This is a genomic window from Streptosporangium sp. NPDC002721, assembly GCF_042888905.1.
In the GTDB taxonomy this organism is placed as follows: domain Bacteria; phylum Actinomycetota; class Actinomycetes; order Streptosporangiales; family Streptosporangiaceae; genus Streptosporangium.
On the sequence record NZ_JBIAQI010000031.1, the window covers coordinates 1 to 16,178 of the forward strand.

The window sequence follows — 16,178 nt, forward strand, 5'->3', positions numbered from 1 at the left end:
TCAGCCAGGCCCGAACTCCGGGGCGTTCGTTTTGTTTTATTCTGTTCTTTCGTTGTGCCCTTATTCTTTCAGGCCCGCTTTTTCGTGTCAAACCGGCTTGTTTTGATCCGGTTGATTCGATCTGGCTGGTCCTGCTGGAATTCGGGCGGCTCCGTTTCCAGAGCAACCCCTCAAACTTACCAGCCTCTGAGCGGCTCTGCGAACCGATCTTCGGAACCGTTGGGTTCAAAGGGATTGTCGGCAAACACGACACAAGCCATACGGAAGTCACCGGAGTGATTGGAGTGGTTTGCGCCGGACCTCGCCGACATCAAAAGATTAGCAGCCCCCGAAGACCGCTCGAGACGGAACGGCTAACCCCGCGCGACCGGGAGACGAACCGGAGGGCGAACCGAGCTGAACGGGCCTGCCGAGCTGAACGGGCGACCGAGCCGACGCCGACCGGACCGGCCGAGGAGGCCGGGCGGGTGGATCCGAACAGGCACCGGCGGAAACATAGACTCGGCCGAGTGAGCAGCCAGACGCCGCCGACGGCGAAGAAGGTTCCCAGCGAGCGCGTGCACCACGGGGACACCGTGGTCGATGACTACGCGTGGCTGACGGTCAAGGACGACCCGGAGGTGGTCGCCTACCTGGAGGCGGAGAACGCCTACACACAGGAGGCGACCGCCCACCTCAAGCCCCTGCAGGAGACGCTCTTCCAGGAGATCAAGGGACGCACCCTGGAGACCGACCTCTCGGTCCCCACCCGCAAGGGCGGCTGGTGGTACTACTCGCGGACGGAGGAGGGCAAGCAGTACGGCATCCAGTGCCGGGTGGCCGCGGACGGCGAGACGCCGCCCGAGCTGAAGGCCGGGGAGTCGCTTCCCGGCGAGGAGATCCTGCTCGACGGCAACGAGCTCGCCGGCGACTCCGACTTCTTCTCGATCGGCACCAGCTCGGTCAGCCCCGACGGCACCCTGCTGGCCTACTCCACCAACTTCACCGGCGACGAGCGTTTCACCCTGAAGGTGAAGAACCTCACCACCGGTGAGACCCTCCCCGACGAGATCCCCGGCATCTTCTACGGTGGCGCCTGGTCCGCCGACGGCACCGCGTTCTTCTACACGACGGTCGACGACGCCTGGCGGCCCAACCAGGTCCACCGGCACACGATCGGGAGCCCGGCCGAGGACGACGCGCTCGTCCACGAGGAGTCCGACGAGCGGTTCTGGGTCGGCATCGGGCTCAGCCGCAGCGAGCGCTACCTGGTCCTCTCAGCCGGAAGCAAGATCACCAGCGAGGTGCGCATCCTGGAGGCCGGCGACCCCACCGGCGAGTTCCGGGTCGTCAGGCCCCGGGAGACCGGTGTCGAGTACGGCGTCGACCACGCGGGCGACCGCTTCCTGGTCCTGCACAACCGGAACGCGGAGAACTTCGAGCTGGCCACCGCGCCCCTCGACGACCCCGGCAGCTGGACGCCACTCATCGAGCACCGCGCCGACACCCGGCTGCTCGACGTCGACGCCTTCGAGGGCCACACCGTCGTGCACTTCCGCAGGGACGGCCTCACCGGCATCCGCATCCTGCCCCGCGACGGGGAGGCGTACGAGATCCCCTTCCCCGAGCCGATCTACGACGTGGCGCCGTCGGGCAACCCGGAGTTCGTCACGGGGCGGCTGCGGCTCGGCTACACCAGCATGGTCACCCCGCCGTCGGTCTACGACTACGACCTCGGCGCGGGCGAGCTGGTCCTGCTGAAGCAGAAGGTGGTGCTGGGCGGGTACGACCCGGCCGACTACGAGCAGTTCCGCGAGTGGGCGACCGCCTCGGACGGCACCCGCGTGCCGATCTCGATCGTGGTGAAGAAGGGTACGGAGCGGCCCGCCCCCACCGTGCTGTACGGCTACGGAAGCTACGAGATCTCGATCGACCCCTCGTTCTCCGTCGCGAGGCTCAGCCTGCTCGACCGGGGCTTCGTGTTCGCCGTCGCGCACGTCAGGGGCGGCGGTGAGATGGGCCGCCGCTGGTACGAGAACGGCAAGTTCCAGCAGAAGAAGAACACCTTCACCGACTTCGTGGCCGCCGCCGAGCACCTCTCCGCGGCGGGCTGGTCGAGCGCGATCGTCGCCAGGGGCGGGTCCGCGGGCGGGCTGCTGATGGGCGCCGTCGCCAACCTCGCGCCGGAGACCTTCGCGGGCGTGGTCGCGGAGGTGCCGTTCGTGGACGCGCTGAACACGATCCTTGACCCGTCGCTGCCGCTGACCGTGATCGAATGGGACGAGTGGGGCGACCCGCTGCACGATCCCGAGGTGTACGCGTACATGAAGTCGTACACGCCCTACGAGAACGTCGACGGCCGGGTCTATCCGCCGATCCTGGCGATCACGAGCCTCAACGACACGAGGGTCTTCTACCACGAGCCCGCCAAGTGGGTCGCGAAGCTTCGCGACGTCGCGAGCGGCGGGCCCTTCCTGCTCAAGACGGAGATGGGCGCCGGGCACGGTGGCCGTAGCGGCAGGTACGACTCCTGGCGCGAGGAGGCCTTCACCCTCTCCTGGATTCTCGACACGACGAAGGTGACGCAGTGACATATATCGCGGCGAACGACAGGTACGACGATCGCCAGCCGTACAACAGGGTCGGCAAGAGCGGGCTCAAGCTGCCCGCCGTCTCCCTGGGGCTCTGGCACAACTTCGGCGACGACAAGCCCTTCGATGTCCAGCGGGACATCCTGCGGAGGGCCTTCGACCTGGGGGTGACGCACTTCGACCTGGCCAACAACTACGGCCCGCCGCCCGGGACCGCGGAGACCAACTTCGGGCGGCACTTCCGCCAGGACTTCGCGCCCTACCGGGACGAGCTGGTCATCTCCACCAAGGCGGGCTACGACATGTGGCCGGGCCCGTACGGCGAGTGGGGGTCGCGCAAGTACCTGCTCTCCAGCCTGGACCGGTCGCTGGAGCGGATGGGGATCGACTACGTCGACATCTTCTACAGCCACCGGTTCGACCCGGACACCCCTCTTGAGGAGACGATGGGCGCGCTGGACCACGCGGTCCGGTCGGGCAAGGCGCTGTACGCGGGCATCTCCTCCTACTCGCCCGAGCACACCAAGGAGGCCGCGCGGATCCTGCGGGAGATGGGCACGCCGCTGCTGATCCACCAGCCCTCGTACTCGATGATGAACCGGTGGATCGAGGGCGGGCTGCTCGACGTCCTGGAGGAGGAGGGCGTCGGCTGCATCGCGTTCTCGCCGCTGGCGCAGGGCATGCTGACCGACCGCTACCTGAACGGGATCCCCGAGGGGTCGCGGGCCTCGCAGGGGCGCTTCCTCACCCCGGACATGCTCACCGACGAGGCGATGAAGCACATCCGCACCCTGAACGAGATCGCGAGCCGGCGCGGCCAGTCGCTGGCGCAGATGGCGCTGGCGTGGGCGCTGCGCGACCGGCGCGTCACCTCGGTGCTGATCGGCGCGAGCAGCGTCGGGCAGCTGGAGAACAGCCTCGCGGCGGTGGAGAACCTCTCGTTCGACACCGGGGAGCTGGAGGCGATCGACAAGGACGCGGTCGACGCGGGCATCAACATCTGGGCCAGGTCCAGCGAGACCTGACCTCCCCTTTAGCGTACGGAGGCCGCTGGTCCAGGTGATCGGCGGCCTCTGCTTTCGGCAGGGGCTAGAGCGCCTCGTGTCTCTGCAGGTACGTGAACGAGGCCCAGCCAGGCAGCACCGGCAGCCAGAAGGTCAGCAGCCGGAACAGCAGCACGGCCGAGGCCGCCACCTCGCTCGGCACGCCCGCCAGGGTCAGGCCGGCCGTGAGGGAGAACTCGACGGCGCCGAGCCCGCCGGGGGTCGGGGCGGCCGAGCCGATGGCGTTGCCCGCGAGGAAGACGATGGCGACGGCGGCGAAGTTGATGGAGCCGCCGAAGGCGCGGACGCAGGCGTCCAGGCAGACCACGAAGAACACGGTGAGCAGCAGGGTGCCGCCGAAGCCCTCGACGATCTTCCGGGGTGACTGGAGGATGTCGAGCAGGCGCGGGATGACGCCGGAGAACAACGAGCGGAGCCGCTTGGTGATCGTGCGGCGCAGGCGCGGCACGCTCACGACGACCAGGATCAGCACGGCCACCGCGAGCAGAGTGATCACGAGGGTGCGCGACGGGGTGAACGACGAGGCGGTGTTGGAACCGGTGATGTAGGCGAACAGCAGCAGCAGGGCGATGTGGAAGGCCAGCCCGATGAGCTGGGAGGCGCCCACGCTGGCCACCGCCTGCCCCGGGGGGATGCCGCGTTTCTGCAGGTAACGGGTATTGACCGCGACCCCGCTCACCGCGGCGGGCGCGACAAGCTTGACGAACGACCCGGCGAACTGGGCGAGCACCGTACGGCCCAGGGGCAGCTTCTCCGGCACGAAGCCCATCAGCATGAGGGCGGCGGCGACGTAGCTCAGCATCGCGGCGGCCAGCGCCACCCCGGTCCAGCCCCATTTGGCCGACGTGATCATGTTGAGGTTGATCTGGGTCATGTAGTAGACCAGGAAGTACGCGGCGAACGCGGTGCCGATGATGGTGATCAGGGTCCGGGGGCGGAAGCGCTCGAGGCGCACCTCCTCGGCCTCGGTCCTCGGCTTGAGCTCGACGATCCGGTCGCGGATCTCGGTGAGCAGCTCCTTGTTCTTGGTGAGCGCGGCCCTGGTCTCCCTGGTCAGCGCGATCCGCTGGAGCAGGGGCAGCGCGTCGGCGAGCACGCCGGACCCGGCCACGGCCGCGGCGGCGGCGACCGCCCGCTCGGCGCCGACGCGCAGGCTGAGGTAGGTGAGCAGCTGGGCGATGTCGAGGCGGAGCAGCAGGTCGCCGGCGGCGATCTCACCGCTGCGGGCGTCCGTGAGGATGACCCGGCCCTCGGCGTCGACGTGGATGCTGTCGCCGGTCAGCCGCCGGTGGGCGAGCCGCTGGACCTGCAGCAGCAGGACCTGCTCCCAGATCTGGGCGAGCAGGTTGTCGTCGATCTCCTTGTCGGGGATGCTGTCGAGCGCCCGGGTGGGGGTGTGCTCGTAGGCGAGCAGCGCGGCCTCGCTGCCGATCTCGCTGGTGCCGACGAGCCTGGGGGTGCTCGCCCCGGCCGCCTGCGCGGCGTAGGCCATCAGGGCCTCGCGCTCCAGCTCGGCGCGGAGGGAGCGGATGGCCTTGCGGCGGGTCTCGGAGTTGAGGCGGATGCGCCGCCAGAGGCGGTAGAGGACCCCGGCGACCTGGCGGTCGCGGTCGAGGACGACGACGTCGAGGCGGCTGCCGTCCTTGAGGTCGACGGCGTAGCGGCGGCTGCTCTGGTAGTCGTCGTCGAGCCTGCGGGCCCTGACGGGGACGAAGCCCAGCTTGCGGAGCGCCGCGACGACCGTGCTGCCCGGGGGGCGGGTGTTGGGGCTGCCCACGCCGTACAGGGTGGCGTAGCCGATGGCCAGGCCGACCAGGATGGAGACGACGATGCCGAGGATGGTGGCGGCGAGCCCGGCGAACAGGGCGACGGCGTTGAGCGCGACCGCGCTCCACAGGGCCGCCCGCCAGGTGGGACGGCGGGATATCCGCACCGCGGTGACGTAGGCGATGATCGGGGTGAGCAGGGTGTTGATCGGCTCGACCCCGGCCCGCCCGCCGGTCAGCAGGACCTGCAGGTCCTCGGGCCCGGCCTTGAGGATCCATTCGCCGAGCACGAAGGAGAACACCATCGCGGCGATGGCCGCGAAGAGCCCCTCGGCCACCCGCAGGCCGTCGCGGTGGAGCACCCGCTCGATGGCGAAGGCGACGGGCACGCCGAGCATGGCCGACGCGCTCAGCACCCCGGCCAGGCCGCTGAGCAGGAACGGCGCCCGGCTGGTGCCGTCGGCGACGTCGCCCTCCAGGCCGTTGAGGGTCTTCTTCGCCACGAACGCGAGCATGATCACGGCCGCGAGCACGAACAGGGTCGCCAGGAAGCGCAGCAGGTCGGAGGGGCGGCGGATCCGCTGCGGCAGCAGCGGCTCGACGACGTGCACGGCGAGATCGTCATCCGTCGCCGGCCCTGTGCCGTCGACGGACGCCTCTTCGTCCAGTTCCCCGATTTTCGTCACCGCCTGCGATTCTGCACGCTCCGCATTACAGGTGCGTCACCGATCTTCTCCCTGAGTGGCCACAATCAGAGTCATGCGCATCTCAGTGGCCTCCGACAGTCTCGATGGTGTTGCCTCCATCCTGGTCTCCGCAATCGAAAAAAGAGGTCACACGGTGATACCGCGCGGGGCCCTGGCCGAGGAGGCGGCCGGCGAGCGGGCCGACTGGGCGTGGTGTTGCGCGCGTGCCGCCGGGGACGTGGCCTCGGGGGCCGCCGACCAGGCGGTCGTGTGCTGCTGGACCGGGACGGGCGCGTCGATCGCGGCGAACAAGGTGCCCGGCGTCCGGGCGGCGCTGTGCGCGGACGCGGCCACGGCGGACGGGGCGCGTCGCTGGAACGACGCCAACGTGCTGGCGATCAGCCTCCGGTTGACCTCCGCCCCGCTGCTCGGGGAGATCCTGGACGCCTGGTTCGCGGGGAGCCCCAGCCTCGACGAGGAGGACCGGGCGAACATAGCGTACCTGTCCGAGATGGAGAATTGACCGTTCTACCTGCGGGAACAATCAATTCGATGGGTGACGGCCTGAAAAACTGACCATCATGTTCCGTCACCCGTCCGCGTCCCGTCGAGCCGCGTCCGAGGGCCGGGAAGCCCCTTCCTTCGCTCCGAGGAAGACGCTGGCCGCGATCACCATGGTCTCGGTCGTGTCTCTGGCCACCGTCTCCACCGTGCCCGCCGTCCCGGCCGGCGCGGCGCCCGGTCCCGGGGGCATCGACTCCGGACGGGTCGGTGTGGTGTCCGTCTCGGAAAACGAGAACTTCGGACGGGTCGGCGTGGCGTCCGTCTCGGGAAACGGTGGCTCCGGCGCGGCGTCCGCTCCCGGGGGACCCGGCTTCGGGGCACCGGCCGGGGACCCCCTTCCGCCGGGCGCGGAGGCGTTCGGGGCTTCGGTCAGGCTCGCGGCGCTCAAAGGGCACCTGAGGAAGCTCCAGGAGGTCGCCGACGCCAACGGCGACAACCGGGCGGCGGTCACTCCGGGCTACGACGCCTCGTTCGCCTACGTCGCGGACAAGCTTCGTGCCGCCGGATATCGGGTCACCTCGCAGGAGTTCAAGATCTCCTTCTTCCGCGAGGTCGCGGCCCCCGTACTGAAACGGATCCGGCCCGCCGCCAGGGCGTACGTGCCCGGCACCGACTTCAGGACCATGACGTACTCCGGCTCGGGGAACGTGACGGCTCCGGTGCAGGGGGTCGACCTGGTCCTGCCGCCGGTGAGGACGGAGGAATCCACCTCGGGATGCGAGGCGAGCGACTTCTCCGGGTTCGTCCGGGGCAACATCGCGCTGGTCCAGCGCGGCACCTGCAGTTTCCAGGCCAAGGTGGAACAGGCCCAGGCCGCCGGCGCGTCCGGGGTGATCATCTTCAACGAGGGCCAGGCGGGCGAGGGGCCCGCCGACCGCCGGGGCCTGTTCGGCGGCTCGGTCAACACCTCCGCCGTGCGCATCCCGGTCGTCGGCGCCACCTTCGCGACCGGCGAGGAGCTGGCGGCGCCGGGGACGAGCGCGACGCTCGGCGTGGACGCGGAGAGCGCCCCCGACCGCAGGACGCGCAACCTCATCGCCGACAGCCCCTGGGGTGACCCGGACAGGATCGTCATGCTCGGCGCCCATCTGGACAGCGTCATGATGGGCCCCGGCATCAACGACAACGGCTCGGGCACCGCGGGCATCCTGGAGACGGCGCTGGCGGCGAAGTCGCTGCGGACGGAGAACCGGCTGCGCTTCGCCTTCTGGGGTGCCGAGGAGCTGGGCCTGCTCGGGTCGAAGCACTACGTGGCGGCCCTGCCCCGGGCGGAGCGGGCGAAGATCAAGCTCTACCTGAACTTCGACATGATCGCCTCACCGAACTACGTCTTCGGGATCTACGACGGCGACTCCTCCGGCCCGGTCGCCGGAGCGACCCCGCCCCCGGGATCGGGCCAGATCGAGAAGCTCTTCCAGGCGTACTTCGCGGCGGTGGGCGAGCCGTACCAGGACGCCGAGTTCAGCGGGCGCTCCGACTACGGCCCCTTCATCGCGGTCGGCATCCCCTCGGGCGGGCTGTTCACCGGCGCCGAGCGCCTCAAGACCGCCGAGGAGGCCGAGAGGTTCGGCGGCACGGCCGGGGTGGCGTACGACAAGTGCTACCACCAGGCGTGCGACACCATCGCCAACATCAACGACAGGGCACTGGAGGTGAACGCCGGCGCGATCGCGACGGCGGCGTTCGTCTACGCGTACGCCCGAGACCTCCCCGGCCGTCCCGGCGTCGTCCCCGAGGGGCCCGCCGCCCGCCGTGCTCCGGAGAGCCGGGAAGGACCGGGTAAGGGGGTCGTCGCCCCCGGCGGGCCGGGTACCGGCGCGGGCGGCCTGGAGGCCGGTCACGACCACGGGCACGGCGCCCTTCTCAGGTGACGCGCCCGCCCGGCCCTCCCGCCTCGTACCACGGGGGTCGCGGGAAGGGGAACGCGCGTGCGTTCCGGTCGGGGGGCGCGGCTACAGTCGGTGCATGTCGTCAGGCGAATTGCGAGTGCTGGGGGCGTGCCCGCTGGACTGCCCCGACACCTGCTCCTGGGTGGTGACCGTCCAGGACGGCAACGCCGTCAAGATGCGTGGCAACCCGGATCATCCGTACACCAGAGGCGCTCTCTGCGTGAAGGTCAACCGCTACCTGGAGCACACCCGGGCGGCCGACCGCATCCTGCACCCGATGCGGCGGGTCGGCCCCAAGGGGTCCGGGCGGTTCGAGCGGATCAGCTGGGACGAGGCCCTGGAGGAGATCTCCGTACGGTTGCGCGGCATCGTCGACGAGCACGGCGGCGAGGCGATCTGGCCCTACCTGGGCACCGGGACCCTGGGATACGTCCAGGGGTCGGAGGGGATCGCCGGGAGGCGGTTCTGGAACGTCCTGGGGGCGTCGAGGCACTTCCTGAACATCTGCTCCTCGGCCGGGAACGCCGGGCTGCGGCAGGTCTACGGCACGCCCGGCGGCATGGACCCCGAGACGTTCGCCCTGTCCAGGCTCATCCTGCTGTGGGGGACGAACACGCTGACGAGCGGGCACCACCTGTGGAAGTTCGTCCAGGACGCCCGCGCGGCCGGGGCGCACGTGGTGGCGATCGACCCGATCCGCACCCGCACCGCCGAGCAGGCCGACGAGCACCTGCCGATCCGGCCGGGCACCGACGCGGCCCTCGCCCTGGGCCTGATGAACGTCGTCCTGGCCGAGAGCGCCGAGGACCGCGACTACTTGGAGAACCACACGAGCGGCTGGGAGAACCTCCGCGAGGAGATTCTGCGCCATCCCCCGGCGCGCGTGGCGGAGATCACCGGGCTGCCCGAGGCCGACATCCGGGCCCTGGGGAAGCGCCTGGCGCACACCCGGCCCACCGGCATCCGGGCCACCATGGGCGTGCAGCGGCACGCGGGCGGCGGCACCGCGATGCGGACGATCGCCTCCATCCCCGGCGTGACCGGCGACTGGCGCCACCCGGGCGGCGGGATCGTGTACTCCACCAGCGGGCACGTCCACCTGAACATCGACACCCGCGACGACCTGCTCCCCGGCCCTGTCCGCACGCTCACCATGACCCGGCTGGCCGACGAGCTGGACGATTCGGTCAAGTGCCTGTGGGTGTACGCCGCCAACCCGATGGGCTCCACCTCCGGCCAGAACCGGGTCCGCGAGAGGCTGCTGCGCGAGGACCTGTTCACCGTCGTGATGGAGCAGTTCCCCACCGACACCGTCGACTACGCCGACATCGTCCTGCCCGCCACCATGCAGATCGAGCACGCCGACCTGCACGCGGGCTACGGGCACATGTATCTGATGTGGAACGAACCGGCCGTCGAGCCGCCGGGCGAGTGCCTGTCCACCACCGAGACGTTCCGCCGCCTGGCGCGGCACATGGGGCTCACCGAGCCGTCCCTGTACGACTCCGACCTCGAGCTGGCCGAGCAGCTGCTCACCTCGGGGCACCCGTCCCTGGAGGGGATCACGCTCGACCGGCTGCGCAAGGAGGGCTGGGTCCGGCTCAGCGTCCCCCGGCCGTTCGTGCCGTTCACCGACGGCTTCCCGACGCCCTCGGGCCGGATGGAGTTCGGGCCGGGACCGGCCTACGTCCCGTCGCACACGGCCTCGGCCGCGCCGGGGCCGTACCCGCTGGCGCTCATCACGCCCGCCTCCCACACCTTCCTCAACACCACCTTCGGCAACAACCCCGAGCTGCTGAAGCGCTCGAAGGGCCCGCGGATCCTGGTCAACCCCGAGGACGCCTCGCGCAGGGGGCTGGGCGAGGGGCAGCGGGCCCGGGTGTTCAACGACGACGGCGAGTTCGAGGCCGTGGTGGAGATCAGCGAGAGGGTACGGCCCGGCGTGGTCGCGTCCACCAAGGGGCACTGGCGCAAGCTCAGCCCGGGGGGCGCGACGGCGAACGCCGTGGTGGCCGCCCGCGACGCCGACATGGGCCGGGGCGCCGTCTATCACGACAACCTGGTGGAGATCGCCCCGTACGCCACGGCCGAATGACCGGCGCCTTTGGCGGGCTTGGCCCCGGGAGGAGAAGCGCTAGTCTCCTGCGAGCACCCCGGCCACGTCGGCGGGCGTGAACCCCGGCCCCTTGGCGGCCTTGCCGTTCTCGGTGCCGGACTTCGTCATGTTGGCCCTGTGCACCTCGGCGAGCACCCGGTCCAGGTCGATCCCGTACGTCAGGGCGGTGCCGTACGCGACGTAGACCACGTCGGCCAGCTCGTGCGCCACGGCGGCCAGGTCGCCCGCCTCGGCGGCCTGCGCCACCTCGGCCACCTCCTCGTCGAGGAACCTCTGCCGCAGGCGGGCCAGCTCCTCGGGAGGCAGGCCGGGGGCGTCGGAGAGGGGGAGCCCGATCTTCTCGTGGAACTCCCGAACCAGGCGCGCCGGTGATCCGTCCATGCGGGCCAGCCTAGGCCGTGCTCTCACCCGGGAAGGCCCCGGAGTCCCGGAGGGCTCCCGGCGGGCGGCGTCCCCGATGCGGCGCCTCCGGGGACAGTCAGGGTTGCTCCCCGATGTGGGCAAGGGGGTGCGGGAGGCACCCTGGTGGCATGAAAGACGAACTGACTCGAAGTGACGAGATGTCCATCGCCGGAGCGGCGCTGCGCGGCGCTCCCTGGAAGACCGCGGCCGTGGTCGGCGGCGCGGCGGCGACCACCGGCTTCGTGCTGAGCGTGTTCGCCGACGGCGGGGACCTGCCGTGGGCGATGGCGATCGGTATCGGCCTGTTCTCGCTCATCGCGGCGATCGGCTCGATCAGCAGGCCCACCGTCGGGGACCGGGTGACCAGGGAGGCCCGGCTCTGGGCGCTGCGCCACCCCTGGAGGTTCTCCCTCTATCCCGCGCTCGGCTCCGCCATCCTCCTCTATCCCGTGCAGCTCGTCCTCGACCGCGAGGGCGTCTTCGGGGCGGCCCTGGACGCGCTCCAGGGGGGTCTCGCGATCTATCTGATCACGGCGTTCGTGGCCATGACCCTCAAGGGACGCGGCCAGACCTCGCTGCCCGGTGGCCGCTGAACCCCGCTGAACCTCACGGTCCTGAATCTCGCGGCCCGGCCGAGCCTTTCGGCGGGACCGGGCCGAGACCGTCGGAAGACGCTAGACCCTCTCGTACTCGGCGCGGCAGACGCAGAACTCGTTGCCCTCGGGGTCGAGCATCGTGACCCAGCCGCCGTCGGGGTTGCGGTGGTCCTCGGAGACCGTGGCGCCGAGTCCGGCGAGACGCTCGACCTCCTCGTCACGGGTGGTGCCCGCCGAACCGGTGACGTCCAGGTGGACCCGGTTCTTGACCGCCTTGCCCTCGGGGACCCTGATGAACAGCAGGTCGACCCGGCCGCCCTGGAGAAGGACCTCGTCGTCGTCCTTCTCCGTGTCGGGGTGGAGCTCCCCGCCGGTGGCGTCGCGCCAGAAGGTCGCCAGCTCGTACGGCCGGGCGCAGTCGAAGGTCACGCAGTGAACGTCAATCATGCTCCCACCCAACCCGACACCACCAAAGCCGTCAAACCGGTTTCGTGCGGCGGGCCGGGGTTCGAGGGTCGCGCCGCGGAAGTGTCCGGGCGCGATCAGTGGCCGCCTCCGGCGAGGTTGAGCCCGACGACGCCCGCGATGATGAGCAGGATCGAGGCGATCTTGAGTGCGGACGCGTCCTCGCCCAGGGCGACGATGCCGAGCGCGGCGGTGCCGACGGCCCCGATGCCCGTCCAGACCGCGTAGGCCGTACCGACCTCCAGGGTCTTCAGGCCCATGGCGAGCAGGCCGAAACTGAGCACGCTGAAGACCACGAAACCGACGCTCGGCAGCAGCGCGGAGAATCCGTTGCTCAACTTCAGCGAGTACGCCATCGCGACTTCGAACAGACCGGCGACCAGAATGAAGACCCAGGCCATGACAGCTCCTTCTCGTTCAGGAGCGTCGTCTTTGCCTACCGGGTACGGCGCGTCTCGTCCGGGGACGTCTCTTCTGAGGGTCCGCCCATGGAACGCGGCCCGGCCCCGCTTGATTCCCGCCGGGCCCGGGAAAGCGATCGAGCCTCACCTCGGCTCCCACCAGAGCGTGAACCACCGGTCGCGGGGCACCGGCCACATGTCCAGCTCGACCACCGCCGCGACGACCTCGTCGGCCCGTTCCCGTTCGAGGCAGAGCCTGCGGCAGGCGCTTTCGGCGAGGTCTTCGAGCCGGGTGAAGCGGGGCAGCGGGGCCACGCGCCACTCGTGACGGACCTCGTGGCCGAGCGCCTCGGCGACGGCGATCACGTCCTGGGCCGTGGGCCTGCCGGGGCGGGTGATGCCGTGGAAGTGCTGCCAGAGGGGGTTGAGCCAGCTCATCGGGTGCCGGCCGGTGAGTTCCAGCACGACGCGGGAGCGGGCGTGGCGGGTGAGCTCGGTGAGGAACGCCGCGAGGTCGGGCACGTCGTAGACGACGTGGGCGGAGACGGCGACGTCCGCGACCGGTGTCCGCGCCGCGACGTCGGGCCAGCGGCCGTTGACGGTCCGGGCCGGGACGCCGAGCGCCGCGGCCCGGGAGGCCAGCTCGGCGAGCATGGCGTCGGAGACGTCCACCGCGATCAGCTCCCCCAGGTCCGTGCCCAGCGGCAGGGAGGCCGCCCCGGTCCCGGCGCCGACGTCCAGCACGCTGCCGCCGGGCGGCAGGGCCTCGGCGACCCGCGCCAGGGTCGGCCCCTCGGGAGCCGCGAGGGCGAGGTCGGTGCGCTCGGCGAACCGCGCCGGAGAGTGGCCCCAGGGATTCACCGGCGCCCTGGCCGCGATCTCCTCGGGGATGCCCCACCTCCCGAGATCGGCCCGCCACTGCTCGTCCATGGGACGAGCCTAGGAGAGCTTTCCCTGCCCGTCGATCAACCTCGCCAGGGCGTGTGACAGACGTCCCGGTAGGGGTTGTTTTTTAGGGGTTACTCGCGGGTAGCATTACAGGTAACGTTACTGGCGAGTATGGAAGTCCCGGACCCCCGGTTTCAAGGAGCAGACCCCATGGGCCACTACAAGAGCAACGTCCGTGACCTGGAGTTCAACCTCTTCGAGGTCTTCGGGCGCCGGGAGATCCTGGGCACGGGCCTCTTCGCCGACCTGGACGAGGACATCGTGCGGAGCGTCCTGGAGGAGGTCAACCGCCTTGCCACGGGCGTGCTCGCCGACTCCTTCGAGGAGGGCGACCGCACCCCGCCGGTGTTCGACCCCGCCACCTCGACGGTGAGGATGCCGGAGGGCTTCAAGAAGTCCTTCGCCGCCTACCGCGACGCGGGCTGGACCAACCTCGGCCTTCCCGCCGAGATGGGCGGGCCCGGCCTGCCGAACAGCGTGAACTGGGCCCTGGCCGAGCTGGTCCTGGGCTCCAACCCCGCCGTGTGGATGTACTCCAGCGGCCCGGCCTTCGCCCACATCCTGCACGGGATCGGCACCGAGGACCAGCGGCGCTACGCCGAGCTGGCCATCGAGAGGCAGTGGGGCGCCACCATGGTGCTCACCGAGCCGGACGCCGGCTCCGACGTGGGCGCGGGCCGCGCGAAGGCCGTCAAGCAGGACGACGGCACCTGGCACATCGAGGGCGTGAAGCGCTTCATCACCAGCGCCGAGCACGACCTGACCGAGAACATCTTCCACCTGGTGCTGGCCCGCCCCGAGGGGCACGGCGTCGGCACCAAGGGCCTGTCGATGTTCCTGGTCTCGAAGTACCACGTGGACCTGGAGACCGGTGAGCTCGGCGAGCGCAACGGCGTGTACGTCACCAACGTCGAGAAGAAGATGGGCCTGAAGGTCTCCACGACCTGCGAGGTCACCTTCGGCGGCGAGCACCCGGCCGTGGGCACGCTGATCGGCGAGGTGCACGAGGGCATCAAGCAGATGTTCATGATCATCGAGCACGCCCGGATGATGGTCGGCTCGAAGGCGATCGCCACGCTCTCCACCGGCTACCTCAACGCCCTCGAGTACGCCAGGCAGCGGGTGCAGGGCTCCGACCTCACCCAGATGGCCGACAAGTCGGCCCCCCGCGTGACGATCACCCACCACCCGGACGTGCGCCGGGAGCTGATGCTCCAGAAGTCGTACGCCGAGGGCATGCGGGCCCTGGTCATGCTCACCGCCACCTACCAGGACGACGTGCTGATCGCCGGGCACGAGGGCCGCAGGGACGAGCACGCCGAGGCGATGAACGACCTGCTGCTGCCGCTGGTCAAGGGCGTCGGCTCCGAGCGCTCGTACGAGCTGCTGGCCCGCTCGCTGCAGACCCTGGGCGGGTCCGGCTACCTGCAGGACTACCCGATCGAGCAGTACATCAGGGACGCGAAGATCGACTCCCTCTACGAGGGCACCACCGCGATCCAGGGCCTGGACCTGTTCTTCCGCAAGATCCTGCGCAACCAGGGGGCCGCCCTCGGCTCGCTGTACGCCGACGTGAAGGCCTTCGCCGCCTCCGAGGCGGGCAACGGGCGACTGAAGGAGGGGCGCAAGCTCCTGGGCGAGGCCGCCGACGAGGTCAAGGCCATGGCCGACACCATGGCGGGCTGGGCGATCGGCTCGCTGGAGACCCCGCAGGAGGTCTACAAGGTCGGCCTGAACACCACCCGGTTCCTGCTCGCCCTGGGCGACGTGGTGATCGGCTGGCTGCTGCTGCGCCAGGCCGAGGTGGCCCTGGCCGCGCTGGGCTCGGCCACCGGGGGGAGCGACCAGGCCTTCTACGCCGGCAAGGTCTCCGCGGCCTCGTTCTTCGCCCAGACCGTCCTGCCCCGCGTCGCCGCCGAGCGCCGCACGCTCGACGCCACCGACCAGGACCTGATGGAACTGCCCGAAGAGGCCTTCTGACCCTGTTCGCCCCGGCCCGAGCCCTCGGCTCGGCCCAAGGATCACCTGCTCCCGCGGCAGGCACGATGAGGGACCGGCCCCGTTCTCACGGGTCCGGTCCCTCATCCGTTCTCCACGGCCGGAAGGGTCAGGAGGCGCGTCTGTGCTGGTACTCGGTGACCGCCGCCATGATCACACTGATCGGGACCACGGCGTCCTGCCCGGCGAGCGCCGCCTCCACCCATTCCCTGATGAGCGCGGTTGGCTTCACCCCGCGTTCCTGTGCCCGCGCGCGGACCTGGTCCATCACGGGTTTCGGCAGTCGCAGCGAGGTGACGATCATCACCTCGTCGGCGGGCGTCGGCTCACGCGGAACCGCACGCCCCAGCTCCGCCGTCGTGTCGTGCTCGTCGTAGTAATCGGCCAGATCGTCGATTCCGTCTCGCGTCATGGTCATCACCTCGCCTTCCGGGCGAACAGCCGCTTCTCATTGGCGATCATGTCTCGTGCGGTGGCCACGTACCAGGCCCCCGATTCGGTGACACTCTCCACCAGGACGACGAGCAGGTATCGCCCGGCATCCGTCACGCCGTAGACGAGCGTGCTGCCCTCCCGGCCCGCCGCCTCCCAGTGGGGGCGGGTGAGCACCACCTGCTCCACCTCGGCCGGCGTGACGGCGTGTCGTGCGATGTGCCCCTCGGATCGCTCGGTCCAGTGAATGGTTCGATACCCCACACATCTTAACGTAATAC

14 protein-coding genes and 1 riboswitch are annotated in these 16,178 nt (G+C 70.3%); of the genes, 7 read left to right on the forward strand and 7 right to left on the reverse strand.

Going from position 1 to position 16,178, the window contains the following annotated elements; genetic code table 11:
• Window positions 1–509: 509 nt before the first annotated feature.
• Complete coding sequence (locus ACFYWM_RS36115; protein WP_389923481.1) at window positions 510–2,570, forward strand: S9 family peptidase; 2,061 nt, start codon at window positions 510–512, stop codon at window positions 2,568–2,570.
• Complete coding sequence (mgrA, locus tag ACFYWM_RS36120; RefSeq protein ID WP_389923483.1) at window positions 2,567–3,595, forward strand: L-glyceraldehyde 3-phosphate reductase; 1,029 nt, start codon at window positions 2,567–2,569, stop codon at window positions 3,593–3,595. The genes ACFYWM_RS36115 and mgrA overlap by 4 nt, the downstream gene beginning before the upstream one ends.
• Window positions 3,596–3,659: 64 nt before the next feature.
• Here the strand turns inward: mgrA and ACFYWM_RS36125 are convergent, their stop codons facing one another.
• Window positions 3,660–6,086 (reverse strand): flippase-like domain-containing protein, encoded by a 2,427-nt coding sequence (locus ACFYWM_RS36125; RefSeq protein WP_389923485.1) that lies wholly within the window; start codon window positions 6,084–6,086, stop codon window positions 3,660–3,662.
• A 73-nt stretch (window positions 6,087–6,159) separates the two neighbouring features.
• On the opposite strand from ACFYWM_RS36125, the gene ACFYWM_RS36130 reads away from it, so the two are divergent.
• From ACFYWM_RS36130 to ACFYWM_RS36140, 3 genes are all read left to right on the forward strand, one after another.
• Window positions 6,160–6,609 (forward strand): RpiB/LacA/LacB family sugar-phosphate isomerase, encoded by a 450-nt coding sequence (locus tag ACFYWM_RS36130; RefSeq protein ID WP_389923487.1) that lies wholly within the window; start codon window positions 6,160–6,162, stop codon window positions 6,607–6,609.
• Window positions 6,610–6,772: 163 nt separating this feature from the next.
• Entirely contained in the window at window positions 6,773–8,521 is a 1,749-nt protein-coding gene (locus tag ACFYWM_RS36135; protein WP_389923489.1) for a M28 family metallopeptidase, read from the forward strand.
• Between the two features lie 94 nt (window positions 8,522–8,615).
• Window positions 8,616–10,634: a molybdopterin-dependent oxidoreductase gene (locus tag ACFYWM_RS36140; protein ID WP_389923492.1), complete on the forward strand. Its 2,019-nt coding sequence runs from the start codon at window positions 8,616–8,618 to the stop codon at window positions 10,632–10,634.
• 39 nt (window positions 10,635–10,673) lie between these two features.
• On the opposite strand, the gene ACFYWM_RS36145 is transcribed toward ACFYWM_RS36140, so the two are convergent.
• Window positions 10,674–11,036, reverse strand: a complete 363-nt coding sequence (locus tag ACFYWM_RS36145; protein ID WP_389923494.1) for a MazG nucleotide pyrophosphohydrolase domain-containing protein — start codon at window positions 11,034–11,036, stop codon at window positions 10,674–10,676.
• Between the two features lie 149 nt (window positions 11,037–11,185).
• Here ACFYWM_RS36145 and ACFYWM_RS36150 point away from each other — a divergent pair, with 149 nt between their 5' ends.
• Window positions 11,186–11,650: a hypothetical protein gene (locus tag ACFYWM_RS36150; RefSeq protein WP_389923495.1), complete on the forward strand. Its 465-nt coding sequence runs from the start codon at window positions 11,186–11,188 to the stop codon at window positions 11,648–11,650.
• 81 nt (window positions 11,651–11,731) lie between these two features.
• On the opposite strand, the gene ACFYWM_RS36155 is transcribed toward ACFYWM_RS36150, so the two are convergent.
• The 3 genes from ACFYWM_RS36155 to ACFYWM_RS36165 all read right to left on the reverse strand — a co-directional run bounded on the left by ACFYWM_RS36155 (window position 11,732) and on the right by ACFYWM_RS36165 (window position 13,449).
• Window positions 11,732–12,100: a VOC family protein gene (locus ACFYWM_RS36155; RefSeq protein ID WP_389923497.1), complete on the reverse strand. Its 369-nt coding sequence runs from the start codon at window positions 12,098–12,100 to the stop codon at window positions 11,732–11,734.
• A gap of 95 nt (window positions 12,101–12,195) precedes the next feature.
• Complete coding sequence (locus ACFYWM_RS36160) at window positions 12,196–12,519, reverse strand: DMT family transporter (protein ID WP_389923499.1); 324 nt, start codon at window positions 12,517–12,519, stop codon at window positions 12,196–12,198.
• Between the two features lie 19 nt (window positions 12,520–12,538).
• Window positions 12,539–12,604, reverse strand: a riboswitch (guanidine-III (ykkC-III) riboswitch).
• Between the two features lie 59 nt (window positions 12,605–12,663).
• Entirely contained in the window at window positions 12,664–13,449 is a 786-nt protein-coding gene (locus ACFYWM_RS36165; protein WP_389923502.1) for a class I SAM-dependent methyltransferase, read from the reverse strand.
• Between the two features lie 168 nt (window positions 13,450–13,617).
• Here ACFYWM_RS36165 and ACFYWM_RS36170 point away from each other — a divergent pair, with 168 nt between their 5' ends.
• Window positions 13,618–15,447 (forward strand): acyl-CoA dehydrogenase, encoded by a 1,830-nt coding sequence (locus ACFYWM_RS36170; protein WP_389923504.1) that lies wholly within the window; start codon window positions 13,618–13,620, stop codon window positions 15,445–15,447.
• A 127-nt stretch (window positions 15,448–15,574) separates the two neighbouring features.
• Here the strand turns inward: ACFYWM_RS36170 and ACFYWM_RS36175 are convergent, their stop codons facing one another.
• Together ACFYWM_RS36175 and ACFYWM_RS36180 are read right to left on the reverse strand one after the other, a co-directional pair.
• Entirely contained in the window at window positions 15,575–15,877 is a 303-nt protein-coding gene (locus ACFYWM_RS36175; RefSeq protein ID WP_389923507.1) for a hypothetical protein, read from the reverse strand.
• Between the two features lie 5 nt (window positions 15,878–15,882).
• A complete protein-coding gene (locus tag ACFYWM_RS36180) occupies window positions 15,883–16,161 on the reverse strand; it encodes a hypothetical protein (protein ID WP_389923510.1) in 279 nt (92 codons plus the stop codon).
• Window positions 16,162–16,178: the final 17 nt, after the last annotated feature.